Genomic DNA, 26,399 nt, shown 5'->3' on the forward strand with positions numbered 1-26,399 from the left:
ATAAAATGAGGTTACTGTAATGAAAATTAAATTTTATACAAAAAATTTACTTACTATTTATTTCTTATCTACAATTGTTTTGATATCAGGGTGTTCAACTCAGAAGCATACTTTGAGTAATTGGAGATCAAATAATGTATCTGTTGATGGAGACATTTCAGATTGGAATAATGCAATAAAAAAAGAAGAAGGGAAAAATTATTCACTTGGCATCTCTAATGATGATAAATTCTTTTATCTATTACTCACAACAGATAACAGAATGACGATGATGCAAATGCTACGGAATGGTATTACAATCTGGATTAAACCTTATGGATATGATAAAGATGTGTTTGGCATCAAATATCCAATTGCAAAGCAAACTGATTTAGCAGAGCTGAGAGGGGTGAATCGAGATATGTTGAATCCGGCTAATCTTGAAAACCTATTCAAATCATTTTTAGATAAACAAAATGAGCTGGAGATTATAAATCCAGACAAATACCCAATTGCCGCAATGCCGATTGAAAATAATATGGGAATTAAAGCAAAGCTTGGATACAGCAATCAAAATTTTGTTTATGAATTGCAGATACCTTTAATGGTAACTGATGATCATCAATTTGCATTAGGTACCTTACCGGGTGAAGATTTTGGTATTCGGATTGAGGTTGATGAATTTAAATTTGGCGGGATGGGACAAGGCAGCGGGATGCGCCAGGGGACAAACATGATGCCCCGTGCATTTCAAATGCCAGAAGCAATTAATCATTCAATAGATATTAAATTAGGTAAAAATTAAGAATAGTCTCGCTAAAAAGATTGTGTCTCTGTAGTATTCTTAATACCACAGAGACATGTAATAATTATTATAAGTAATTAAAACAATTTGGATACTGCGTCCAGAGCGTCATCAATTTTTGAAACATCTTTTCCTCCGGCAGTTGCCAAATGAGGTTTACCGCCCCCATTTCCGCCAACAATTTTAGCAATTTCTTTTACGATGTTACCGGCAAGAAGCTTTTTCTCTTTAATTAAATCATCTGAAACAACAGCCACAATACCAACTTTTCCTTCCAACTCAGCTATAAGAACTCCAATACCGCTCTTTGCTTTCTCGCGAAGTTCATCCCCCATTGATTTTAACTCATCCATACTCGAGGCATCAACTCTTCCCTTATAAATATTAATTCCACTAATTATTTGGGGTGATGTGAAAATAACATCCAGACCACCCAGTTTTTCTTTCAATTTAAATTCTGCCAATTCTTTCTCAATTTTTTTCTTCTCCTCACTTAATTGATTCATTCTCAATTCTAAATTCTCAATTTTTTTCTGCTGATCTTCGAGATACTTTTCAACGCCTGATCCCGTTACAGCTTCAATTCTTCTTACTCCGCTCGCAATTGATGATTCACTTAATATTTTGAATAAGCCAATCTGTGAACTGTTTTGAACATGAGTACCTCCGCAGAATTCCATTGTATACTCGCCAAACTGAACAACATTAACTTTATCCCCATATTTATCACCAAAAAACATTAATGCCCCCATTTTTTTTGCTTCTTCAAATGGAGTATCGCGGTGATGAATTAAAGGATAATTTTGCCGCAGTTTTTCATTTACATTTTTTTCTATCTCATGTAATTGTGCTTCGCTGACTTTTTCATAATGGGAAAAATCGAAGCGTAAATATTCCGGCCCCACATAAGAACCCGATTGCTGAACATGATTTCCTAATATTTGTCTTAATGCTTTATGCAAAAAATGAGTTGCCGAATGGTTTCTCATAATATCCCACCTGCGCTGAGAATCAACAATTGCTGTTACCTCAGCTCCAAGTTTCAGATCAACCAAGTTCGGATTATCTAAAACATGAACAATTTGCCCATTAATTTTTGATAATCCGTTTACTGCTAATCTTTCTCTACCAATTACAATCCATCCATGATCGTCGGTCTGTCCGCCGCTTTCAGCATAAAAAGGTGTATGATCAAGTATAACAAAGGATGTAGTTCCTTCATTTTTTAGTCCAATTATTATAGCATTCGAAGTTAAACTTTCATAACCAGTAAAAATTGTTTGTTCATCATTCAGCAGTTCAAAATCTTTTGCGCTTTCAACAACCGCATGAGCGGATGAAATTTTATCTTTTGTAGATTTTCTCGCTCTCTCTTTTTGATCATTCATCAATTTCTCAAAGCCTGCCTCATCGATCGAAAATCCATGCTCTCTAGCCATAACCGCCGTTAAATCAACAGGGAATCCGAATGTATCATAAAGTTTAAATACATCTTCTCCCGATATTGTTTTTTCATTTTTCTCTTCTAATTTTTTCACGAGCACTTCAAAGAGATCAATTCCTCTATCAAGAGTGGAGTTAAAGCTCTCTTCCTCAGCTTTAATTATTTTTTCAATAGTTGTTTGATTCTCTTTTATCTCCGGGAACACGTGTGAAAAATTATTTACTACTATATCAACCAGCTTGAATAAAAATGGTTCATTCAAATTAAGATTACGACCATATCGAGCTGCGCGGCGCAATAATCTTCTTAAAACATAACCGCGCCCATCATTCCCCGGCGTGGCTCCATCGCCAACTGCAAAGGTTAATGTGCGAATATGATCCGCGATAACTCTCATCGCAACATTTGTTTTTCCGACTGTACTCTTATCATCGGCAGGAAGTGAATAGTCATATTTTATATTAGCCAGTTTTTCAATCGCATTTATTATTGGTGTGAATACATCGGTATCATAATTGGAATCTTTATTTTGAAGAACAGCGCAAACTCGTTCAAAGCCCATTCCAGTATCAACATGCTTAGCCGGTAATTCATGAAGTTTACCGTTTTCATCTCTATTATATTGAATAAATACAAGATTCCATATTTCAATGCATTTTGGGGAACCAGCATTTACCAAATGTGCGGCATTCAAATCATCACTTAAATTAATGTGAATCTCCGAGCAGGGCCCGCATGGACCACTATCTCCCATTTCCCAGAAGTTATCTTTTTCGGCAAACTTTAAGATATGATTTGGATCGATATCTGTTTCTGATTTCCAAAACTCTAAGGCCTCATCATCAGTTTTATATACAGTAGCCCAAATTCTTTCTTTAGGCAATTTCCATACTTCAGTCAATAATTCCCAAGCCCATTTAATAGCTTCTTTTTTATAATAATCTCCGAATGACCAGTTACCCAGCATTTCAAAGAAGGTATGGTGATAAGTATCGTGTCCAACTTCCTCGAGATCATTATGCTTACCCGAAACCCGAATACATTTTTGGGTATCTGCGGCACGTTTATAATCTCTGCTTCCGGTACCAAGAAATAAATCTTTAAATTGATTCATTCCCGCATTTGTGAATAGCAAGGTTGGGTCGCCATGAGGAACAACAGGAGCGCTGGTGACTATTTTATGATCTTTATTTTTAAAGAAATTTAAGAATTGTTCTCTTATTTGGTTCGAAGTCATAGCCTTTTCTATTTTTTATTGGGGCTAAATATAAGAAAATCAGATAAAGCTTTCATTCAAAGAGAAAATTTACTTGAGTTCATCTCGCAATTCCCATAATATTTATGTCAAAGTTTGTACAGATAATGTTTATTGGTGTAATCTGCCTTGTTATTTTCTAATAGTAATGATACTTTTAGAGCGATAATTTTAAAAAAGTTGGTACCGAATTGAGCAAGTTTAGAGAATTATCTGATTTGGAATTAATGAGAGAGATTTCGCAATTCGAATCTCGTGCGCTGGAGGAGTTGTACGACAGATATTCTCCTTTGCTCTATACTATAATTAAAAAAATTGCCCCCGATGAAATAATCGCCAATCAAATTATAGTTGAAGTATTCGTTATTATTTGGCGTAAAGCTGGCCGTTTTGATTTCCACTCAGGAAATGTTTATACCTGGCTTGTTACCCTTACGCGGAACAAAGCAATTGATACACTTAGACGTGAAAGAGCAGCGCAATCAACTGTTCAATTTTATGATGATGATTATGAGGATTATTTTATCCTTCCGACTTTTACAAAAGGAATGGATGCACTCGATTTCAAAACAGCGCAAACACTCAAACCGAAAATTGAAAAATCCTTGGCAAAATTAACCGATACTCAGAAATATGTGCTTCACCTGGCCTATTATGAAGGATATACTGCAGATGAAATCTCAGATAGATTAAATGTTCCGGTTGAAACGGTAAGGGGTAAAGTAATGACCGCCCTCCACAGTTTAAGAGACTTTCTTGTGAAGGAATGATTAATATGGCCGATAAAATTATACATGAAATGATTTCTGCCTTTGCCGCCGGCTGTATTGATAAAGAGAACTTTATTCAGTTTAAGGATTATGTTAAAGCTGGTGGAGAACTTCCTGAAGGGGAACTTGGAGAATTACAGAATATTGTGGCCATGATTCCAATAATTTTAGATCTGGAAAATCCCGATGCAAAGTTAAAGGATACAGTTGCTAAAAAACTTATAGGGATGAAGGATGAGTTTAAAACTAAGATTATTAATGAGAGAAAAACTGCACTAACCTCAACTTTTCAATCGGGTAATGTTCCCCCTGTTGTAAGACCAAAACAGAATACACTAACATTTGTAAGCCGAAGCAAGTCGGGTACTAGCAAAGAATTTAATTTTGATGAAGATCAGATTAAGCTTCCTGTAACCGGAACTAAAAACTTTTTACGAATGAATCCTCCGTCGTTAGGTGGTACCGGTTTTGATAAATTTCAAGAAAGCAGGAAAGTTGAGGAAGAGGCTCCCGTAAAATCTCCAACCATAGACCCAGTTACCGAACCGATATCACCTCAAAAAGAAGATTCACCAACTATTGTTTATAAAAAAGAGACCCCTTTATTAAGTATAATTGCTTTAGTTGCAGCAATTGTTACTGGTAGTATTAGTATTCTTTATACATTTTATTCAACGGGTAAAATAGAGAAGGAAATTCAAGGATTAAAAACTGATTATGTTTCTCTGCAGACCAAATTAAATTCATCCAGTGATTTTATTAAAAATTATTCTGCCATAATCGATTTCTTTAACTACGAAGATATTTCCACCTATACTTTTACAAGCATTGATCCCCTTGAAAAAGCTTCAGCTAGATTATTGGTTTCTTTTAGGATGAAGGAGGCATTACTTCAATTAAAAGGGGTTAAAGAATTGCCATCGAGTCAAAAATACCAATTGTGGATTTTTTCAAATGGACAGCCCTATTCATTAGGGACATACACTACTAATAATAATCTATACCAAAAATCAAACGACTTCCCTGCTATACCAAAAGAGCAGGTTGAATCATTCAGAATTACAATTGAACAAGCTGAGGGTGCCGCTACTCCTTCTCCAAATACTTATTTAATAAGTACTGTTGAAGTACCGAGAACCGGAAGATATCGCTAATTACTTTTTTCTTCTTATAAACAGAATTATCCCCAATACCATTAAGAAAACCGGCCAAAAAATTTCGAATAAATCTGCAATAATATTTACATAACGGAATAAACCATACTCATTAAATATTGTTAATGTTAAATATCCTAAAAGAATTGAACCAAGAGCTGAAATCAAAAAAGTTGTTTGACGCAAATCGTTCAAATACAACATCAACATTGTCCCCGCAAATACAAAGAATATTGAAATAATTATTACTTCTCGAACTTTTAGAATTTCATTTGAATCAATTACGTATAGAAAAATGCATACAAAAAATACTATTGATGATATTACTAATATGTCTTTTCGGTTATCCTCAAAAGCGAAAAAAGTGGTAATAATACTCCAGATTACAAGAGGAATTGTTATTAATATATTGCCACGCCATAATACAACTCCAATCGTGTCCAATAGGTAAATTAACCCAAACAAAAACAATGAAACGGCAGTAATTAAATTATATTTCTTATTTAACATTATTATCGATTCCATGTGTTGTGGATACCGCAAGCAAAATATATAGGAATGCAAAAATTCCTAAGGTTAACAAAGAACAAATAACGAAGAGTACTCTAATGATATCGGTGCTTATTGATGTGTAATCGCTCAAACCCTTGCACACACCAAAAATTAATTTACCTTCATTAACTTTATTAAAGAATGGATAAGTTTTATTATTAGGGAAAAAAGAACTTTCATCACTAGCATAAAGGTAAATGGCTGCAGAAATGGCAGTTACGGCAACAAGCCAATCATTTTTAATTATAAGTAGATGATTGCCGTCATTAAGTCCTAAAATACTTAATGCAAAATAAGTACCTATAAGTAGTAAAATTCCGCTTAAAACGACTTTTGTGTTTTCCTTTCTGAGTAAAATTAATTCCGTTTCAGAAAGTGTGAAATTTCCTTTTTCTTTTGGTATAATAAGCGCGGCAATTATATAAATTAAAATTGGCAGACTTCCAAACAATGTTGATAAGATTACGAGAAGTCGTACATTACCTGGATCAACACTAAAATAGCGAGCAGTTCCAGCACAAACTCCAGCTATAACAACATTTGAATTTGATCTTAGAAAACTGCGGGATTTATATTCTGGCTCGCCTTCATTTTCATTAAATATATTTCCCGGATCAAAACTATTTTCATCACTCATTTGTTAGTCTATTCATATTTAAATTTGAGAGAGCCGCCTAATAAATTAATTAAATTACTTCGGTTGTTCTTGGCATAATTTCTCTTGTTGAAATAACTCGCCTTTCAGTAATTACTTTATCAATTCTCACATCATGCAGGTCGGTTTCAATAGAATCAAATACTTGAAACTCGAATGCCAGAACGAATTTGGGAGCTCGTGTTAACTTTAGCAATTTATCGTAATAACCGCCACCATAACCAACTCTTTGTCCTAAAGTTGAGACTGCAACGGCCGGTACTATCATCAGGTCTATATCGCTTAAATCATCGTCAGTCCCAACAACCGGTTCTAAGTAACCCTCTTTATTTTTTTCCAGATGGTCCCAATCGATAAAATTACCACGGCTAAATTTTCTTGATTTAATATTGAATTTGGGAATAACAATAGATTTACCCTGTCCCTCCATAAAATTAATCAATCCGCGTGTATCAACTTCCCCGCTCCTTGTTGAAATGTAAACATGAATTGTTTTAGCGTAAACAAACTCGTCTAGCGCAGAGACTTTTTCAATAATTTTTTTGGTATGTGCGGCAAGTTCTATATCCTCGATTTCTTTTCTTCTTTTAAGAACAATGTTTCTAACTTCGGATTTCGAAATCAAAGTTTTTAATTTCATGTGCTCTATCCTTATTAGGTTTTGTTACAAAATAGACATACTAACGACATCTTTCAACACTTTATATTAATATGCTATAAAATGCGAAGACCCATGCTAGAAGCAATAAGCTCAACAGTTACATCAGCAGTTCTATTTTGATTATCGAGAATTGGGTTTACTTCAGCAACTTCTAGTGAAGACATGCATCCACATTCGGCAATAGTTTCCATCAATAAATGAGCTTCACGATAACTTAATCCACCGCTTACCGGTGTTCCAACTCCGGGCGCAGTTGTTGGATCTATACTATCGGTATCAAAACTAACATGAATGTGCTGTACTCTTTCTTTAAAATCTTTCAACACTTTATTGATGATAAAATTAATTCCTTTTCTGTCAATATCAGTCATGGTATAAACACTAATTCCCAACTTTTTTATTAAAAGTCTTTCTTCCGGATCAATACTTCTCAATCCAATTAATACAGTATTCTCCGGTTTAACTTTAGGTGTGAAGCCGTAAATTTTTGTTAATGAATTAGCGCCTAATCCAAGGGATGCCGCCACACTCATTCCATGAATATTTCCGGATGGAGTCGTTTCTTCAGTATTCATATCTGCGTGAGCATCAATCCAAATTAATCCGAGTTCTTGCTTGGATGTTTTGCAGTAAGCAGAAATTCCGGCAAGAGTTCCAATTGCCATTGAGTGATCTCCCCCTAAACAAAGAGGAAAATTTCCTAACAATAAAGACTTCTCAACCCGCTTAGCAAGAAGTTCGCAAGTTCTCACAATCTCTTCAATGTATTTTAGTTTGGGGTTTTTAAATTTCTTCTTTTCATGATTTCGAATAAAGACATCTCCATGATCTGTAACGGTATAACCGAGTGTTTCTAGTTTATTTTCAATCCCCGCGATGCGCAATGCCGAGGGACCCATATCAACTCCTCGCCGATCTGCACCCAAATCCATTGGAAAACCAAAAACATCGATATGTTTACTTTGCATTTTATTCATTTGTATAGCGCCTTCTAACTTTATTGCTAAAATACATTTTATTAAACAAAAAATAACTATATCCTCATTCTTCAAAAATATTTGGCTAAATTTGTTTCTAAATTTTGTGAGCATCATACACAAAAACAAAATATAAGCGAGAGGTAAAATGAAAAGAATAATTCTACTACTATTGATTACTCATTCAATTTGTTTTGCCCAATTTGGAAGTCAAGATTCGGGCGGTTTTTTAATTAAGGAGCAATCTTGTTTTGATGTGACTTATTATGACTTGGCTCTGAATATTGATCCGTCGGTTAAAGCTATCTCTGGTAAACTTATCATGAAGGCTTTTGCAACAGAAGACTTCAGCAGTTTTGTATTAAACCTAGATACCACGATGACTGTTTATTCGATTGACTATATAGAACCTAATTCAGTTTCGCGGTTAACTTTTTTGCACAGTAACGGGTTAATAAATATTGATATTCCGGCAAAAATTAAAAAAGGGAATATATTTTCAATAAGTATTGAATATGGGGGAATGCCACGAATTGCCAAAAGAGCACCATGGGATGATGGTTTTATTTGGACGAAAACTAGTGATGGAATTGACTGGATTACTCTTACCTGCCAAGGAGGAGGTGCCGATATTTGGTTTCCATGTAAAGATCATCCAAGTGATGAACCCGATTCAGTTTCATTATCATTCACATTCCCAAAAAATTTAAAATGTATTGCAAGCGGAAAACTAATTTCTGAGCATATCAATAATGATAACACACAAACCTCTAAGTGGTTTGTTTCTACTCCTATCAATAATTATAACATTATGTTTTATTTGGGGCCATATAAATCCATTGCGTACGATTACACAAGCATTGCGGGTGAAAAAATTCCTTTTACGGTTTGGGTTCTACCAGAAAATTTTGAAAAAGCAAAAACTCACTCCCCTCAGTTTCTAACTCACATGAAAATAAATGAGGATCTATGCGGACCATACCCTTTTCGAGCTGATAAATATGCAGTTGTAGAATCACCGCATCTTGGGATGGAACATCAAACCGCTACGGCGTATGGTTTTGGTTGGAAAGATGATAAGGATTTCCCAATCGATTGGCTGCATCATCATGAATTTTCGCACGAATGGTGGGGTAATTTAGTAACCGCTAAAGATTGGAGCGATTTCTGGATACATGAAGGAATTGGACTTTATATGCAGCCATTATATCTTGAAAAAATTTACGGTAGAGAGCATTATATCGGATATTTGAGAAAGTATAAAAAAATTCAAAATTTAAAACCGGTTGCGCCGCGTGGGCAGATAACTGCAAGCGAAGCTTATCAGCCCGATATTTATAATAAGGGGGCATGGATTGTTCATACATTAAGAAATTATATTGGCGATGAATCATTCTTTAAATTATTAAGAAAATGGGCATATCCAACCGAGGAGTTGGAAAAAATAACTAGTGGGGAACAATGCCGATTAGTTACTACCGATGAATTTCTAAAAATGGCCGAGGACATATCTGGGAAAAAACTCGACTGGTTTTGGGAAGTGTATCTAAGAAGTACTAAACTTCCAAAACTAATCGTAAGTAAGAGTAAAAACTTAGTTGAGTTGAAATGGGAAACAGAAAAAAACATTCCATTCTTTTTATCAGTCCCTATAAAACTTGCAAATAAAATTTTATTAGTTGATATGAGAAAGGGTACAAATTCTATTGTGATTCCGGAAGAATCTGAATTACTTATTGATCCGGAAGAATCGATATTAATGGAAATTGAATACAATAAATTAGATTAAAAGCGAAAGGATAAATATGCAAGAAATAATTATTCTACTATTAATTGGATTGGCGGCCGGATTAATGAGCGGAGTATTGGGAATAGGCGGAGGGATAATTATTGTACCTATGCTAGTTGGAATATTAGGTTACACACAGAAACAAGCGCAAGGTACTTCACTGGGTTTGCTATTATTACCAATTGGCTTGCTGGCTGTGGCTAATTATTACAAAGCTGATTTGATAAATATCAAAGCAGTATTAACGATGGTTACAACATTTGTTATTGGAAGCTATCTCTCTTCAAAATTTGCAATCAACTTGCCTGATGATATTCTTAAAAAAATATTTGCAGTATTTCTATTTGTCTATGCTATAAAACTTTTTCTGGGCAAGTAGGAGAATTGTAAACTATTTTATAATAAAATAGGGATGAGGTTTTATTCATACCTTATCCCTATAATTAAACTAGTTTAATCTACTACTTCATTAACATAAGCTTAAGAGTTTTGGTGAAATTCTTGCCGCTTACGGTAAATAAATAAATACCGCTTGCAACTCTTTCGCCGCTGTCACTAATTCCATTCCAATTCAGATTAATTACTTTACTGTTTCCTAATTCATCAACACTAAAAGACTTTATTACTTGACCGAGAACATTATAAATCTTAAAACTCATTTCCGAGGCAACCATATTGTTTGGAAGTTTGATCGTGATTGTGGTCTGCGGATTAAATGGATTTGGGTACGCTGTTAATGAAAACTCTGTTGGAATTACCTCCTCTTCAACATCAGTATTTTGCCCGCCACCATCTTTATAACAATCATGACAGATAGCTGAATCATCCTCAACGGAAAGGAATGCAGTATAGCGTGAAAGAACTCTAAAAGCTCTGCTATAATTAATTATCTCACTCACAGTCGAATTATTTTGTGAAAGCTTTTCCAATTCATTTATGTAATGACCAGCCCACATTTGCGATATTGTATTATCACCTACTCTTGCAATTTCATCTTGAAACATTACACTTTGGGTAAATGGTTGCGAATTATAAATTCCGGAAGTTTTAACTAAAAATGGGAAATCCCCTATATATTTACCTACTTGTTTAATGATTGTATTTACTGCCATACTCTGTAAATTTCCTGTTAGCGTTTGCCTGCTAAAGCAAAATCCATTTTCGAGCGTTGTGTATAAATCAAATGAACTTACACTACCGCTCAAATTTCCCCCTATTGAATTCATGGAAGCTGTTAAAGAGCTAGTTGCCCTCGCAAATTGCCCACCAGAAATCCTTGACAAATTCTCATAAAAATATTCGTTCCCAGTATATGATCTGTTATTAAAGTAGTAGTATGAGAAATCCTTATCGTTATAATCAAGAATATGCGTTGCAGGCAGAATTGAGGAGATTTTTCTTAAATCAGTAATAACCTGATTAGCTGTTGTATTGCTCCCTAATTGATCCGAATTTGAAATTAAAAATACAATCCCTACTTTTTTGGCCAGTAGATATTCATAACCTTCTTTTAGCAGTGTAGGTAAATTGCTGTAAGTAGAAATTGAGTTGGGACTAAAAGTATTAAATACTTCCTCAACTTTTTGGGAAGTGCCGTCCATCCAATCGGAATTTACTTTTCCAATAGTTAATCCCGAATAGAAAATATTGAACTTATCTCCCTCACCAAAATTATTTTTCATAAAATTCTTTAATGAATTTACCACCTCGGTTCTTGTTACATTACTTTTTCGGGAATCATAGTCAATCAAGAATAGCACATTCTTTTTAAGTGTTGATAATGAGTTTGATGGTAATATTGAAAGCTGATAAAAACCTTGATCATTTTCCTTAAAGATTTTTAGATAAACCCCATTGACCATGGGATTATTAAAATCCAGCGATGCATCAGCAACAGATTGATAATTATCAAAACTTATTGAACGGTGATTACCAAAAAAATCATCCTTAATTGTATTGAAAACTCCTGTAATGTTTGCGGCAGATAAACTAGTCCATTCATTTTCCGTCCATGATTTTACCTGTACCTTAGGAATTTTTTTGTTAGATGTTTTTAGGATTTGCACAGGAAGCGGAACCGATACGGAACTGTTTGTCCAAATATTCGGCACTAAATAAGTAACGCGCACTTTTCTGGTTTCATTAGGTTTCATTGGATAAACGCGGAGTTCGTAGTTATTTTCCCACATTCTTCTTAATAGGGCCGGGTCTCTTCTTCGGTTAACAATCGATTCGTAAATTGCAGAAGCTGTCCATGTGTCAAGCAGTGCTCCCTTGCTAATTTTTGTGTCATCGAGCCAGAGCCATAAATCCGTAATTAGACTTCCAGCGGGGAGGTTGAAATTCATTACTACTTCTAGCTGGGAATTTGCGATATAATAATTTGGGTCGGCTGAAAATGTGAGATACATACTAACCTGGCTATACAATCCTCTTTGACCAACAGAAATTACAGCTTCCTCAATGTTGCCGCGATAATTCCGCCATGTAGCTTGAGGGTCATTTACATAAAGTGAGTTTTGTGATAGTAAAGTTGAAGCGATGAAAATAGTGACGAGCAATAAATGTAACTTCTTAGGAATCATAAATTCCCCCTTATATTAGTTTATACTCTGTTGATTATCCTTTCCTAATTTCTATATGTTAATAAAGTGCTTAAGCCCCAATAAACGTGCCGTTTTTTTTGTTCTTTTATTCCCGTTAAAACAACTTTAGCATTATATTCGTGCGAAATATTTTCGTGTGGTATGCAAATTTCTGCAGTTATATTAATTATTTTGAAAATGAGATGAAATGCCAAAACCAAGAGTGACTTCAATTGGTGAAATTCTTTATGATGTTTACCCCGATCAGAAAAGATTGGGCGGGGCGCCATTTAATTTTATTTACCATGTTTGGAAAATTATTGGACAAGCTCAGTTTGTATCTAGTGTGGGAAATGATGAGAATGGTAAAGAATTACTTTTTCATTTAAGCAATATCGGATTTGATGTTTCTAAAATAGTAATAGACAATAATTATCCTACCGGGGCGGTAAATGTTACAATTGATGAGAACAAAGTGCCCCGTTTTAAAATCTCCTCCGAATGTAGTTTTGACTTTTTAGCTATATCTCAAGAGATGAAAGATGATATTGAGAAAAACACAGATATACTTTACTTCGGTACTTTTTCTCAAAGAGGCAATATCGCGAAAGAGACGATTGATTCTTTGCTCAATTTTGACATCAAATACTTTTGCGATTTGAATTTACGCCATAATTTTTTTACCAAAGAGATGATCGAGAAAGCATTATCTACCATACATCTTCTAAAGATGAATGAAGATGAATTAAATCAACTGATCAAAATCTTGAACCTAAATGGGAATGATCCAGTATCCGAGTTGATTGATAAATATTCAATTGATTTGATTGCGGTAACGAAAGGAGAGAAAGGAGCAATACTCACTACAAAAAATGCAACCGATTATTACATCCCACCGCAGTTGGAAGTAATTGATACATTAGGAGCCGGGGATGCCTTCGCCGCGGTTTTGTGTCTTGGTTATTATTACAAATTACCAATCGAGAAAATTAATATTCATGCCAATAATTTTGCGTCACAAATCTGTACCATCAATGGCGCCATTCCTACTGATGATTTATTGTATTCCAATCTGCGTAAAATTTTCACCTAAAGACATTTACTCCTATAATAACAAATCAAAACTCCTACTAATTTATTGCATTAAAAACATAGACAATACTACTGTTGTTTGTTTGTTCAGATTGCTAATTTTATTTCAACAATCTAATGGCATAATTATGAAATCAAAAATTTTTTCATCCCAATCAATTTTGACTGTTATATTTTTATTTGTCATGATAATTACCGCAACGGCTCAATCTGCCGAAAAACCGGCAACGAATATCAAGGATGCCCTAAAATATCCCAGAACAGAAAACTCAATGCCCGGTTTATTTCCGGCACAAGTTGTTCAAGTTAATCACGAAAATTCTATATCAGAAAACAAAATTAATTACGACGCCGTTTATGAAATGGTAAGTAAAGGATTGCTTCAATTAACAAATGAATCATCGTTAAAAAAAGCATGGCTTAAATTTGTTAAGCCAAATGAAAAAGTAGGACTAAAAGTAAATCCAGTTGCGGGGCCAACATTAACAACCAGTACAGAAATAACTACGGTAATTATTAATCAATTGGTCGAGTCTGGTATTCCCAAAGAGAACATACTTATTTGGGATAGACGTGAAGAGCAGCTTCTCGAAGCCGGATTTACTCAGGAGAAGTTTCCCGGCATCAAGATTATTGGCACTGAGCGAGGAGAGAATGGATCGATGTACGATGAGAAGGGTGTTCTCTATGGTGAAAGAATGATAGATAAGGATTGGTACTATTGGGCTGATTGTGAGGAAAAATATGACAGCGCTACAATTCCATATATGATTAATGAAGGTAAGTATTCCTACTTCTCAAAAATTGCTACACAAATGGTTGATAAAATTATCAACATACCAATACTCAAAAACGCTGGCTCCTCTGTTACTCTTTGTTTGAAAAATTTGGCATATGGCGTAACTACAAACACAGGCAGATTACACAAACAACTTTGGGCTGAAACCACAGCTGAAGTTAATGCGTTTCCTCCTCTCCGTGACAAGGTTGTGCTTAATATTGTTGATGGTATTAAGGGATGTTTTAATGGAGGACCGGGCGCTAATCCACAATTTTTTACAGAATATAAAACTGTACTAATTGGTACCGATCCGGTTGCTGTTGATAGAATTGGTTATGATATCGTCATCAAAAAAAGAATAGAAGAAAACATTCAAAAAGAGGATAACCCTCGAGGTAGAATTTTTATGGAGCTTGCGGAAAAATTAGGACTCGGCACCGCTGATATCAAAAAAATTCAATTAAAAAATATTGACTTAAAATGATGACAAGAAAAATCTTCCTTTATATATTTTTAATTATACTGATTAGTACTATTAATCTGTATCCTCAAATGGATACAGATTTTCCCTCAATCGCACAGCAAGATATTCCAGGTGGAATCATTTCAAAGAGTTCGTATTTTGATGGAGATGGGCTTTGGGGGCATATTAATGGCGGTGCCGATTTATATCTCGAATATGGTTTTGATAAATTGCTTTTTCAGGATATAGATTGGAAGGATCATAATTTTCGGGTTGAGTACTATAGAATGAAGAGTCCCGAATCCGCGTTTGGAATTTATTCCACTTCAATTTTTAAGTGTTCAAAACGTGATACAATTTCAAGGTATGTGTGTATTTCTCCCTATCAAGTTCAATCGGCGTTGGGGCGTTTCTATATCTCAATTGCAAATAATAAGGGGACAAAAGAAGCTACCAAACTTACGATAGAGTTATTTTCAACTATTAATCGGAAATCAGCTGAACAGCCATATGAACTACCAAAATTAGTAGGAGATAATTTTTTAGAAGATAATTTGCTAAACATCAAATTGGCGAAAGGAAATTTAGGTATACAGAATGGATTTCCAGAATTGAGCGGCTTATTTGAGGAGTTTAGTGGTTATTCTTTATATCACGATCCAATCTCTTCTACTTCAATAGTCAATTTTAAGTCTGAAAAGGATTTGGCAAGATTTATTGAGAAAGGTAAAGTCTTATCTGCTGAGAGATTTAAAATGAACCCGATTACAGGGAATTATCTGTTATTGAGGAACTGACTAATAAGAGAAAGGTCAGCCGAATTGCGAATTGTTTTTTAACGCAGAGAACGCTGAGTTTTCACGGAGTGCGCTAAAGATTAAATATTCTGTTTTTTGCTACCTAGTAATTTCTAGGAATAATTATCTGCTCTTTTTAGGTTCTTCTTTTTTCTGAACGAGTTCTACATTTATATCTTCGGGTAAAAGATTGTACATCGATCCAGTAAACATATCAATCAGCATTCCGGGAAGAACTCCATTAAATACATTGAGCCAAAAGTAGAATGAAATTTTTCTGGTAATTTGGGTTTCGTAAGGTTCATAACCATCTAATTCAACTTTAAGATTATGATTGGTGCCTCTTTCAATATTAATAGTTTGGGGGCTATTGCCGAATCGTTTTCCATTAATTGAAATTTTCGCGTTCTCCGGGGTAGTTTTTATTACAACATCTTGTGTAGTTGTATTTAAAACCGTTGAGCATGCTGAACTAATTAAAACAACAAGAACCAGTGCTAATATTTTATAAAATTTCATGATAATCATCCTCCAATCTGATTATCGAAATTTTTTCGTAAAAATTAATAGTTAACTCCGGTAATCTTTGTTATTAGAAATTATCAGAGCCATCTTCCAAAAAGTGTTAAATACATTAATCGATAAATAAATGTGTTATCAATTTTCCCCCTCATTCTCTCTGAATTTAAACCGTGAGCCCGGGCAATGACCGAACCTGCAACGTCGCCATAACTCGACCATACAAGTCCAAAAGGGAAAACATTACCATTTTTATCCGGCGCAGAAACAAAAGGCAAAGAGCCGGTTCCTTTAATTCCATCCATCGGGGCGCCGTTTGAATCATTTGTGGGTAACAATTTATTCTCGGTTAGTAGTGATCGATCAAAACCAACAACTTCCATTCCCCCAGCTTCACTATCGGATGCGGTAACCAATAATGTATTTGGATTATTTTCAACAAATCTAATTGCCGTACCAATCGCTTCATCCGCACGTTTAAGAGCTTCAAGTTTTGCTTGTGCATTATTTTTATTTCCGAAATTATCGGTGCCTTCTTCTTCAACCACTAATAAAAATTTACCTTTACTCGAAAAAAATTTAAGAGCAAAGTCTGTCATTTCTTTAAGTGTTGGTGACGTAGCATTGTAATTAGCCAGATTAAGTTTTTGCTGTTCCTCTTCTGATTTATCGTTAAAAGTATTTTCTTCGGCAAACACTCCCAGTACCTTTTTTTCGTTGGGATCGAGATTCAACAATTCATCTTTTGTATAGATAATTTTATAACCATTCTTTATTGCCCATTCTATTAGATTATTACCATCCTTTCTTTTTCCGCTTTTAGTGAATCTCCCCTTTGTACCTTCAGGAAGCATCCAGATTTCACCTCCGGAAAAAATAAGATCGGTTCCCGATTCAATAACTTTTTTAGTAATAATTTCATGATTTGATCTTTTGACATTACTGGATACGAACACTGCAGTCCCAGGCTCAATTATAGAACCGGAGTTTATTATTCCAGTAAAAATTCCAGCGGCTTTTGCTTCTTGCATTATGCTCAACTGCTTGCCGGATAGTGCCAATGGAATTTCATTATCGACCATTCCAAATGATTCATAATCTGCCTTAATTCCATATGCGTGAATTGTGGCTCCAGCATTTGATGAGGCGGCAATTCTGTTTTTTATATGTCCTTGGTATAAACCTACCGCATCAAGTTTATCCCAATTAATTTCGTTATCTGGACCCGCTGTTAATATACGAAGCGCGTTCCAATCTGCTAAACCGGTTCCATCTGGATGAATAAATATTACACTTCCGGTTATATTATTTTGATTCTGTGCTAAGAATAAATTAAATATCAGTAATGAAGCGAAAAATATTTTTTTTAACATTCGATTCCTTTAAATATTTTTGATGAACATAACTTCAGCACAATTAATACAAATTATGTTTGTTATTATTCCTTTATTATTTCTGTTAATTTTAGCCCACTAAATTTATTTTGGATAATCATATAATTCTTCTCGTTTTCGCTTGTAAAATCATCACGAAAGTGACATCCTCGACTTTCCTCTCTAATTAACGCTGAAGTAGTTATAAGAAGTGCCACGTTAACAAAGTTAATTGCAGAGCTAGCGTAATACTCGTTTTCATTATCTGGAATATTTTCTCGAAGCATACTTAATTTATTGATAGCTGAATTTAATTCTTCCTGAATTCTAACAACGCCAACATTGTTCATCATTATCATCGCAACTTGATTTTTCAATTTATTGAACCAACTCAATCTGCTCTCATTTATAAAATAATCAACAATGTTATTGTCAAAAGAAACTTCTTTTGCTTTATTCATTATCGAATGCTCCACTGCTCTCTTCGCAAAAACTAAACATTCCAGAAGGGAATTACCGGCAAGCTTATTTGCACCATGAACACCGCTTGAAGCTGCTTCTCCGACCGCATACAATGCTCTAATATTTGTTTCTCCCCAGAGACCAGTTTTAACTCCCCCGATATTATAATATGCTGTCGGGGCCACCGGAATTAAATCTTTAGTGATGTCAATGCCATATTTTAATGCTTCATTATAAATATTTGGGAAATGATTTCTAATTTTTTCCGAATCAAGATGTCTCATATCCAAATATATATTTGGTTTGAGATTTTTTTTCAACTCAACATAAACCGATTTTGCCACAACATCCCTATCCGCCATTTCAGCCGCTTCATCATTTTCAACCATAAAACGATTTAATTCATGATTTAAAAGATACGCTCCCGCTTTTAGGACTCTTTCGCTGATTAAAAATGTATCTCCATTCGTAGAAACAAACGCGGTAGAATGAAATTGTATAAACTCCATATTCTCAACATCCGCCCCCGCATTGTAGGCTAGAGAAATTCCCTCCCCCAACGAAGAGTAAGGATTAGTTTTTTGCTGGTAAATTGCGGAAGCGCCCCCGGTAGCAAGTATAATTGATGAGCCGAACAGTGTAAAAGATTTTTTACTCTCACAATCATAAACATGAACACCTGAACATATTTTATTCTCTACAATTAAGTGATAGACTATACTGCTCTCAATTAGTTTAATGTTTTTATTTTTTTTAACAAGGTCGATATAAAAATTAATTATCTCTCTTCCGGTTAAGTCGCCCCCCGAATATAAAATTCTATTTTGTGAATGACCGACTTCCGAATCAACAACAATTTCATCATTTTCCCATTCGAAGGGCATACCCATTTTAATTAATTCATTAACTCTTTGGGCGCCTTCATTAACAAGAATTTCGACCGCGGATCTGTTACATAGTCCTCTTCCAGCGGCAAGTGTATCATTGATATGCGAATCAAATGAATCATTCTGGTCAACTACAGCGGCAATTCCACCCTGAGCCCAAAATGAATTACCAAATTCCAGTCTGGTTTTTGTTATCAAAGCTACAGTTCCATGTTTTGAAGCTTCAAGTGCGGCATTAATTCCTGCTAAACCGCCACCAACAACTATAAACTGAAAATAATTTTCTCTATTCATCATATATATTGTGTAATTTGTTAAACAAAGATACAAAATCGTTCACTAAGGCGATTCAGTTCGTAAGCAAAAAGTCATTGGGTGATTCGCACAAATTAATATTGATTGGTTAGATAGCATGGTTGAATTTATAGTATTAGTGCGTTTATTAATATTAATCTGTCATCGAAAATGAAAAATAATTTTTTAAAAGATAGAAAAAAGCTACACGCTGTTAGTCCAATTTCCTTTTTATCATATATCTATTATTATCTTCAATTTTCGTAAAACCAAATTTTTCATAAAGCCCGTGAGCATCCCAGGTGGCCAGCATCCATGAACGTATGTTTTTTAATTTATCATGATTTAGTATTTCTTCCATAAGCTGTTTTGATAATCCCCTTCCTCTGTACTCCTCGATAATAAATAAATCAGCTATGTATGCGAAAAATGTAAAATCTGTTGTTACCCTCGCAAAACCAACCTGGGTTTGATTATCAAAAACACCGAAACAGAAGGAATTATCAATTGCGTTAACAACTCTTTCCCTAGCTACCCCTTGTGACCAATATGAATTAGCTAAAAAATTGTGAATTAAGTTTACATCAAACTTCTCACGACTGTTAGAAAAAGTAATTTTCATATTCAATTATTGTTTTGTTAAGAAATTTTTGAACTATTTTTATATTGATTAAGGTTTCTAAAGTTATTAATTCAGTAGTCAAACTGTTATATCAAAATTAAACAGTTTAGCTTACAAAGAAAATATGGAGCGAAGAGATGAATCTAACAAGAAAAAATTTCCTTAAAACTGTATCTGTACTGGCCGGGGGATTAATACTACCTAATAGAAATATTTTTGCCTCGCTATCAACTGAGCCGAAAGGCTTTACACCACTTAGAAACAATATTGGTATTTTCACAGAACGGGGAGGAACAATTGGCTGGTATATTAATGATGACGCTGTTGCAATTATTGACTCCCAATATCCCGAGCAAGCTCAAAATATGTTTACCGGTTTAAGATCGAAAACAAAGAGAAACATTGATATTCTATTTAATACCCATCATCATGGCGATCATACATCAGGGAATATTCATTTAAAAGAATTTGCTACTAAAATTGTTGCTCACGAAAATTCAAAAATGTTACAAGAAAAGAATAATGGAAATGACCCAGCTAAACCACAGGCTTATCCCACAGCTACTTTTAAAAATACATGGGGCGAGAAACTTGGTGATGAAAAAGCCACAGCAATGTATTTTGGTAGAGCACACACTGCCGGTGATTCAATAATTCATTTTGAAGAAGCTAATATTGCTCATATGGGAGATCTAGTTTTTAATAAAACTTATCCCTTCATCGATCTCAATGGTGGCGGGGATTTACGAAACTGGATCAAAGTTATTGAAAGTGCGGCTAAACATTTCGATAAAGATACACTTTTCATTTTTGGGCATGGTGCAGATGATTCCTTATTAACTGGATCACGAGCAGACTTACATTACGCGAAAGACTTTATTGACTCTCTAGTTAATTTTGTGTCGGGAGAAATAAAGAAAGGAAAAACTAGAGATGATATTATTACAGCTGAAGCTATTCCTAATTTCGAGGGATTAAAGGAACGATGGGCTGGGGCAAAAAAAATGACAATTGAAAAAGCTTACGATTTACTTATAAAAGAAATATGATCTAATAATTATTAATAGATGAACAATTTATAATTCAATTGTAATTAAGACTTAGAGCTGACCCCGGCTCTAAGTCTTTATTTTATAACATCATCCAAATAATATTTTTGATGTTAGTCTTATATCATTCGACGAAGCACCAACACAAATCTCAAATTCCCCCGGTTCTACTTTCCAATCTTCTAAATTAATATCCCAGAACGCAAAATCTTTTTTAGTTAGGGTAATATTCACCTTTTTACTTTCTCCCGCTTTTAAAAATACTTTTACAAATCCTTTTAGTTCTTTAGTGGGACGCGGCACGGAAGATTCAATATCGCTAATATATAATTGGGCAATCTCAGCGCCATCGGTCTTACCTGAATTAGTAATAGTAAAATCGACCGCAATTATATTCTCGCCACTAATTATGCTTTTAGAAATATTGAGGTTATCATAAATAAATGTGGTGAATGATAATCCTTCCCCAAAATAAAATAATGGTTCTATTTTTTTTGAATCGTACCAGCGGTAACCAACAAATACTCCCTCTTTATATTCAACATTGTGTATTGGGAAGCTGACATTAAAATCATCATCCCAATTTGTGTTGATATTTTCACCTTGGGGGATATAACCAAATGCGGGGGAATCTTCAAAGTTTTTCTCAATTGTCATAGGCAGTTTACCGGATGGATTAACCTTACCGCTTAAAATTTCTGCTAGTGCTATATATCCAGTTTGACCTGGATACCACGCATACAGAATTGCCGCGGTATTTTCGACCCAGTCTATCATTTTTATTCCACTGCCGGAATTTATTATCACAATAGTGTTTTTATTTAATGAGGATATCTTTTTAACCTGTTGTTCTAACTTTTCGGGAAGTTCAAATTTTCTATCCCAACCCTCGCTGTCCATAGTTCCAGTACTTAAAAGTATGATTGATGCTTCTTTTATCTTATCAATTGAAGGATCTTTTATATATTCAATATTATCACCGAATTCGCTCTTTAAAGAGTCAATCATTAAAACATGGTTGTAACCTTCAACAGCGGCGGAACCTCCACCAAAAGGAATTTTTTCAACGAATTCTCCTGTTAATAAAATTTTAGTATTCTTATTTATAGGAAGAATATTGTTTCTGTTTTTAAGAAGGACAATTGATTCACGGGCTGTTTGCAATGCAATTTTTTCATGTGTCGGAAAATTTTTTATACACTTATCACCTGTTATTGGTCTTTTATTTAAACCCATAGAAATAATTGTACAAAGAATATTTTTGGCCATTCTATTTATATCTTCTTCGCTAACTTTACTTTCATTAATTAATCGTTTCGCGTTATGCTTAATTGTAATATCACCAGTTTTTTTGAAAGTAGAATTATTCAAAATATCACCAGGCATTTCAAGATCCAGCCCCGATTTTATAGTCTTTTCCGGATCCCAGGTTGACCACCAATCACTCATTACAAGCCACTTAAATCCAAGTTTACTTTTTAATAAATCAGCAATTACTTTTTTACTTTGCCCTGCCCATTCCCCATTTACTAAATTATACGAAGTCATTACAGCCATTGCACCGGCATCAATTCCGGCTTTAAAAGCGGGTAAGTAAATTTCATGAAGTGTTCTCTCATCAATAATAACATTTGTAGTTCTTCTGTGCCATTCATGATTATTAACTAGAAAATGTTTGAGGGTTGCAATTGTTCCTGTGCTTTGCATTCCTGTTACATAATTTTCAATCATTCTAGCCGCCAAAAAAGGGTCTTCTCCGAAGTATTCAAAATTTCTTCCGCACTGTGAATTTCTATAAATATTCATTCCCGGACCCAGAAGAATTGCAACATCACCTATTCTGCACTCTTCACCAATGCATTTTGCAAATTGATTTGCCAATTCAATATTCCATGTAGCAGCTAATGCTAAAGGATTAGGAAATGCAACTGATTTTTCCATTAACCCGCTTAATTCTTTTCGGATATGTACTCCGGAGGTAGCATCTGCCAAATAAAGTTGTGGAATTCGATATTGTTCAAATCCTTTTATAAAGAAGAAATTATGTCCGCCAACAAATAATATTTTTTCATCCAACGACATTTGGGACAAAATTTTTTCTGCTTGGTTTAACGCTTCCTCAAAATTAATTGGAGGTATAAACGGTTCATACTTGTAATTTAATTTCGTCTGCTCATTAACTATGTTATTTTGTAGTGCCATTTACTACCACCCTTTTTTCCAGATAATTTAACTTTTATTTTTGGAGTGCCGAATTTAATGTTACGCCAACAAATATAAAACTTATTTTAATCTATGCTGATATTTGAGTTCTCACAAAAAAAACATTCATATATAGGATACGTCAGAATAGTTATATTTCAAATAAAAAATGGTATTAAGATGAAAAGCAGAATGACTTTAGCTATTACATTATTTTTATTGCTACAAATTTTTAATGAATCGACCTTTGCTCAAAATAAAAGAGAAAGTTACTATGAAGGCAAACTTAAAATTCAGGTACAGGAATTAAGATTGGTATTAAAAGTGTTGGAGAATGAAGGTGGAATAACCACAGCAAAGCTGGACAGCCCCGATCAAGGGGCAAAGGATATACCAGTCAGTAAAATTGCGATTACACCCGATAGTCTCAATTTTGAGTGTGCGGCTATTGGAGCAAAATATTTTGGGGAGATTATTAAAGATAGTGGTTATGTAAAGGGAAATTTTACACAAGGTGGAATGAGTCTCCCTCTGAATCTATCCAAAGTTGATAAACCTTCTGAAGTGAAACGTCCCCAATTACCGATACCCCCATTCCCCTACATTAGTGAAGATATAATTTTTGAAAACAAAGAATTAAATATAAAATTAGCCGGCACTTTAACTTTTCCCCAAAATGGTAACTCATTTCCAGCGGTTGTACTGGTTTCTGGTTCAGGACCTCAAGATAGAGATGAGACGTTAATGAATCATAAACCATTTTTGGTGATTGCAGACTATCTTACAAGAAATGGAATTGCTGTTTTAAGATATGATGATAGAGGAACTGCGAAATCTGAAGGTAATTTTTCAGCAGCAACAACAATAGATTTTGCATCAGATGCTATTTCGGCCGTCGAGTATCTGAAAACCAGAAAAGAGATTAACGCTAATAAAATTGGAATTATTGGCCATAGCGAGGGAGGGTTAATTGCACCTTTCACCGCAAACCAATCTGATGACATTTCATTTATTATTATGCTTGCTGGTCCGGGAGTCCCTGGTGTGGATATTTTGAAATTGCAGACCGAATTAATTTTACGGGCTAACGGAATGGAGGAGGTAAAGATTAAGGAACAGGTTCAATCGAGCAGTAAAGCATATCAAATAATTATTGATGAACCTGACAGCGCAAAAGCATATCAGAAATTGAAAGATCTATATAAAGAGGAGATGAGTAAATTAAGTGATGATGAAAAAGCTAAACCGGAAAATTCACCAGAGATGTTTGAAAGAACCAGTCGGCAGATTTTGAGTCCTTGGTTCCGGTTATTCCTCAAGTTTGATCCGCGTCCTTATCTTGAAAATTTAAGAATTCCAGTCCTGGCATTAAATGGCGAATTAGACCTTCAAGTTGAGTATAAACAAAACTTACCCGAAATTGAAAAAGCATTAAAAATGGGGGGCAATACAAAATTCACCATCAAATCACTTCCCGGCTTAAACCATTTATTTCAAAATGCTAAAACTGGTGCTGTTTCGGAATATGCAAAAATCGAAGAAACTATATCTCCAGAAGTATTGGAAATTATGAGCAAGTGGATTTTAGAGACTGTAAAATAATAATTAGCACTAATTCTAAATAAAAAGTAGAGAGGCATTTCTATGAATGCCTCCTTGTTTATTCGAATAACTAATTTTTGAGTATATCTATTTATTTGGCATCGGCAGAGCGTCACTATTATTTGGCATTTTAGGATAATCGGGTAAACCAATATTTTTGACAAGATCATCAATCATAATTTGATTGCCAGAAGCAATTGAATTGTTAGCCGCTATTCCAGTTAATATAGAATATGCACCCCCTTTTTGGTCTGCTACACGAATATATTTATCTGTCGATTTATTTGGATTAAAAATATCATTTAACATGACATTATCACCGCCTCCATGCCCTCCTTCAGCTTTTGGAATTTTATAATCTTTAACTGGTCCCCGCAATGGAAATACTTTAGTGTATTCGCCACCTTCTTTTATTCCCCCCTGCTCCGTTCCATCTCCTGCAATATAAATTTTTTCTTCGATTTTGTGCTCAAGCCTCCCATTCGTACCATTAAATATTACATAGTAACCTTCCCAAGAATTAAACGCATTCAACGAATAACTAAGTGTAGCGTTAGTATTATACTTAACAATTACATTCATTGTATCTTCAATATCAATCTCGGGGCGAAAGACACATTTATCTCTATAATATCCGTCATATTGTTCATTGTCGAGATAAAGAGCTTTGAGTCTGGCATTTTTTGATAAATCCAATTCAAACCCACATTTTTGTTTCTCCGGGCAAGTATGGCATCGTTCATGATAACCGCTCAATCCAAATCTCTTTATTGTTTCCGGGGTATAGAATTCTCTTTTGCCATTGGCATATACAGATACTGGTACAGCAGAGAGCCACCAATTAATTAAATCGAAATGGTGGGTTGCTTTGTGAACCATCAAACCGCCCGAATATTTTTTCTGGCTGTGCCATCTTCTGAAATAATCGGCGCCATGATGTGTATTGAGCATCCAATGAAAATCAACCGAAAGTATATTTCCAATTTCACCACTCATTAAAATATCTTTAACCTGTGTGCGTGAAGGGGAATAGCGGTAATTAAAGCCCACAATAATTTTCTTGCCATATTTGGCTTGAGCATCAATTATTTGCTGGCATTTTTTTTCATCTGTTGTCATCGGCTTTTCAGTAATTACATCGCATCCAAGCTCCATAGAGCGAACTATATAATAATCATGTGTCGCATCAACCGTTGTTACAATTACTGTGTCTGGTTTTGTTTCTTTTATCATTTTATCGAAATCGTTGGCTGCATAGATAGATATTGATTTACCTGTTATTTTGTTAGCGTATTCTTGGTAATATTTCATTCTTCCGATATTTGTATCGCAGAAGCCAACAATTTCATTGGAATCAGAGAATGATTTATAAATAGCGTCCTGCCAAAGTTGAGAACGGTGTCCAAGTCCCACTAAAACATACTTCTTCTTGCTGTTCATTGAACTAATAATATTTGCGTAACTGCTGTTTGCAAACATTGCGCCGGTACCCGCTATAGCTGAAACTTTAAGAAAATCTCTTCTCGAAAACTCTTTTAACTTTTTCTCCTCCATCTTCTCTACCTCTTAATTTAATTTTGATTGAATCTCATAATCAATTACTTTGCTTAAAGCTATTTTAAAGTAAATA

General features: G+C 34.6%; 22 protein-coding genes. 10 read left to right on the forward strand and 12 right to left on the reverse strand.

Going from position 1 to position 26,399, the window contains the following annotated elements:
* Positions 1-19 precede the first annotated feature (19 nt).
* Positions 20-784, forward strand: coding sequence for a hypothetical protein (locus tag KF816_15765; protein MBX3009478.1), 765 nt, complete (start codon positions 20-22; stop codon positions 782-784).
* Positions 785-861: 77 nt separating this feature from the next.
* On the opposite strand, the gene alaS is transcribed toward KF816_15765, so the two are convergent.
* Complete coding sequence (alaS, locus tag KF816_15770) at positions 862-3,465, reverse strand: alanine--tRNA ligase (GenBank protein MBX3009479.1); 2,604 nt, start codon at positions 3,463-3,465, stop codon at positions 862-864.
* 209 nt (positions 3,466-3,674) lie between these two features.
* Here alaS and KF816_15775 point away from each other — a divergent pair, with 209 nt between their 5' ends.
* Together KF816_15775 and KF816_15780 are read left to right on the forward strand one after the other, a co-directional pair.
* Positions 3,675-4,253, forward strand: a complete 579-nt coding sequence (locus tag KF816_15775; protein ID MBX3009480.1) for a sigma-70 family RNA polymerase sigma factor — start codon at positions 3,675-3,677, stop codon at positions 4,251-4,253.
* A 5-nt stretch (positions 4,254-4,258) separates the two neighbouring features.
* Positions 4,259-5,407, forward strand: coding sequence for an anti-sigma factor (locus KF816_15780; protein ID MBX3009481.1), 1,149 nt, complete (start codon positions 4,259-4,261; stop codon positions 5,405-5,407).
* Here KF816_15780 and KF816_15785 read toward each other — a convergent pair whose 3' ends face one another.
* From KF816_15785 to rocF, 4 genes are all read right to left on the reverse strand, one after another.
* Positions 5,408-5,917, reverse strand: a complete 510-nt coding sequence (locus KF816_15785; protein MBX3009482.1) for a hypothetical protein — start codon at positions 5,915-5,917, stop codon at positions 5,408-5,410.
* On the reverse strand, positions 5,907-6,596 hold the full coding sequence (locus KF816_15790; protein MBX3009483.1) for a PspC domain-containing protein: 690 nt from the start codon (positions 6,594-6,596) through the stop codon (positions 5,907-5,909). Before KF816_15790 ends, KF816_15785 begins: the two co-directional genes overlap by 11 nt.
* A gap of 49 nt (positions 6,597-6,645) precedes the next feature.
* Positions 6,646-7,254, reverse strand: a complete 609-nt coding sequence (locus KF816_15795; protein ID MBX3009484.1) for a 5-formyltetrahydrofolate cyclo-ligase — start codon at positions 7,252-7,254, stop codon at positions 6,646-6,648.
* 74 nt (positions 7,255-7,328) lie between these two features.
* Complete coding sequence (gene rocF / locus KF816_15800; GenBank protein MBX3009485.1) at positions 7,329-8,252, reverse strand: arginase; 924 nt, start codon at positions 8,250-8,252, stop codon at positions 7,329-7,331.
* A 148-nt stretch (positions 8,253-8,400) separates the two neighbouring features.
* Between rocF and KF816_15805 the strand changes: the two genes are divergently transcribed.
* Positions 8,401-10,041, forward strand: coding sequence for a M1 family metallopeptidase (locus tag KF816_15805; protein ID MBX3009486.1), 1,641 nt, complete (start codon positions 8,401-8,403; stop codon positions 10,039-10,041).
* A gap of 16 nt (positions 10,042-10,057) precedes the next feature.
* The gene (locus tag KF816_15810; GenBank protein MBX3009487.1) at positions 10,058-10,420 is read left to right on the forward strand and encodes a sulfite exporter TauE/SafE family protein; all 363 of its coding nucleotides are present in this window, start codon (positions 10,058-10,060) and stop codon (positions 10,418-10,420) included.
* Positions 10,421-10,502: 82 nt separating this feature from the next.
* Here KF816_15810 and KF816_15815 read toward each other — a convergent pair whose 3' ends face one another.
* Positions 10,503-12,626 (reverse strand): T9SS type A sorting domain-containing protein, encoded by a 2,124-nt coding sequence (locus KF816_15815; protein ID MBX3009488.1) that lies wholly within the window; start codon positions 12,624-12,626, stop codon positions 10,503-10,505.
* A gap of 208 nt (positions 12,627-12,834) precedes the next feature.
* On the opposite strand from KF816_15815, the gene KF816_15820 reads away from it, so the two are divergent.
* The 3 genes from KF816_15820 to KF816_15830 all read left to right on the forward strand — a co-directional run bounded on the left by KF816_15820 (position 12,835) and on the right by KF816_15830 (position 15,759).
* Positions 12,835-13,719: a hypothetical protein gene (locus tag KF816_15820; GenBank protein ID MBX3009489.1), complete on the forward strand. Its 885-nt coding sequence runs from the start codon at positions 12,835-12,837 to the stop codon at positions 13,717-13,719.
* Positions 13,720-13,846: 127 nt separating this feature from the next.
* Positions 13,847-14,983, forward strand: a complete 1,137-nt coding sequence (locus KF816_15825; protein MBX3009490.1) for a DUF362 domain-containing protein — start codon at positions 13,847-13,849, stop codon at positions 14,981-14,983.
* A 68-nt stretch (positions 14,984-15,051) separates the two neighbouring features.
* Positions 15,052-15,759, forward strand: coding sequence for a hypothetical protein (locus KF816_15830; protein MBX3009491.1), 708 nt, complete (start codon positions 15,052-15,054; stop codon positions 15,757-15,759).
* Positions 15,760-15,882: 123 nt separating this feature from the next.
* On the opposite strand, the gene KF816_15835 is transcribed toward KF816_15830, so the two are convergent.
* The 4 genes from KF816_15835 to KF816_15850 form a co-directional block, all read right to left on the reverse strand.
* Positions 15,883-16,278, reverse strand: a complete 396-nt coding sequence (locus KF816_15835) for a PEGA domain-containing protein (GenBank protein MBX3009492.1) — start codon at positions 16,276-16,278, stop codon at positions 15,883-15,885.
* Between the two features lie 83 nt (positions 16,279-16,361).
* A complete protein-coding gene (locus KF816_15840; protein ID MBX3009493.1) occupies positions 16,362-17,651 on the reverse strand; it encodes an alkaline phosphatase in 1,290 nt (429 codons plus the stop codon).
* A gap of 65 nt (positions 17,652-17,716) precedes the next feature.
* Positions 17,717-19,297: an L-aspartate oxidase gene (nadB, locus tag KF816_15845; GenBank protein MBX3009494.1), complete on the reverse strand. Its 1,581-nt coding sequence runs from the start codon at positions 19,295-19,297 to the stop codon at positions 17,717-17,719.
* Positions 19,298-19,508: 211 nt separating this feature from the next.
* The gene (locus KF816_15850) at positions 19,509-19,916 is read right to left on the reverse strand and encodes a GNAT family N-acetyltransferase (protein MBX3009495.1); all 408 of its coding nucleotides are present in this window, start codon (positions 19,914-19,916) and stop codon (positions 19,509-19,511) included.
* A gap of 137 nt (positions 19,917-20,053) precedes the next feature.
* Between KF816_15850 and KF816_15855 the strand changes: the two genes are divergently transcribed.
* Complete coding sequence (locus tag KF816_15855) at positions 20,054-20,965, forward strand: MBL fold metallo-hydrolase (GenBank protein ID MBX3009496.1); 912 nt, start codon at positions 20,054-20,056, stop codon at positions 20,963-20,965.
* Between the two features lie 90 nt (positions 20,966-21,055).
* On the opposite strand, the gene KF816_15860 is transcribed toward KF816_15855, so the two are convergent.
* Positions 21,056-23,167: a glycoside hydrolase family 3 C-terminal domain-containing protein gene (locus KF816_15860; protein MBX3009497.1), complete on the reverse strand. Its 2,112-nt coding sequence runs from the start codon at positions 23,165-23,167 to the stop codon at positions 21,056-21,058.
* 180 nt (positions 23,168-23,347) lie between these two features.
* Between KF816_15860 and KF816_15865 the strand changes: the two genes are divergently transcribed.
* Complete coding sequence (locus tag KF816_15865; protein MBX3009498.1) at positions 23,348-24,769, forward strand: alpha/beta hydrolase; 1,422 nt, start codon at positions 23,348-23,350, stop codon at positions 24,767-24,769.
* 87 nt (positions 24,770-24,856) lie between these two features.
* Here the strand turns inward: KF816_15865 and KF816_15870 are convergent, their stop codons facing one another.
* Positions 24,857-26,323 carry a Gfo/Idh/MocA family oxidoreductase gene (locus KF816_15870; protein ID MBX3009499.1) on the reverse strand — a complete coding sequence of 489 codons (1,467 nt, stop codon included), beginning with the start codon at positions 26,321-26,323 and terminating at the stop codon, positions 24,857-24,859.
* Between the last annotated feature and the right edge of the window lie 76 nt (positions 26,324-26,399).

The sequence above is a fragment of the Melioribacteraceae bacterium genome (assembly GCA_019638015.1).
In the GTDB taxonomy this organism is placed as follows: Bacteria; Bacteroidota; Ignavibacteria; order Ignavibacteriales; family Melioribacteraceae; genus JAHBUP01.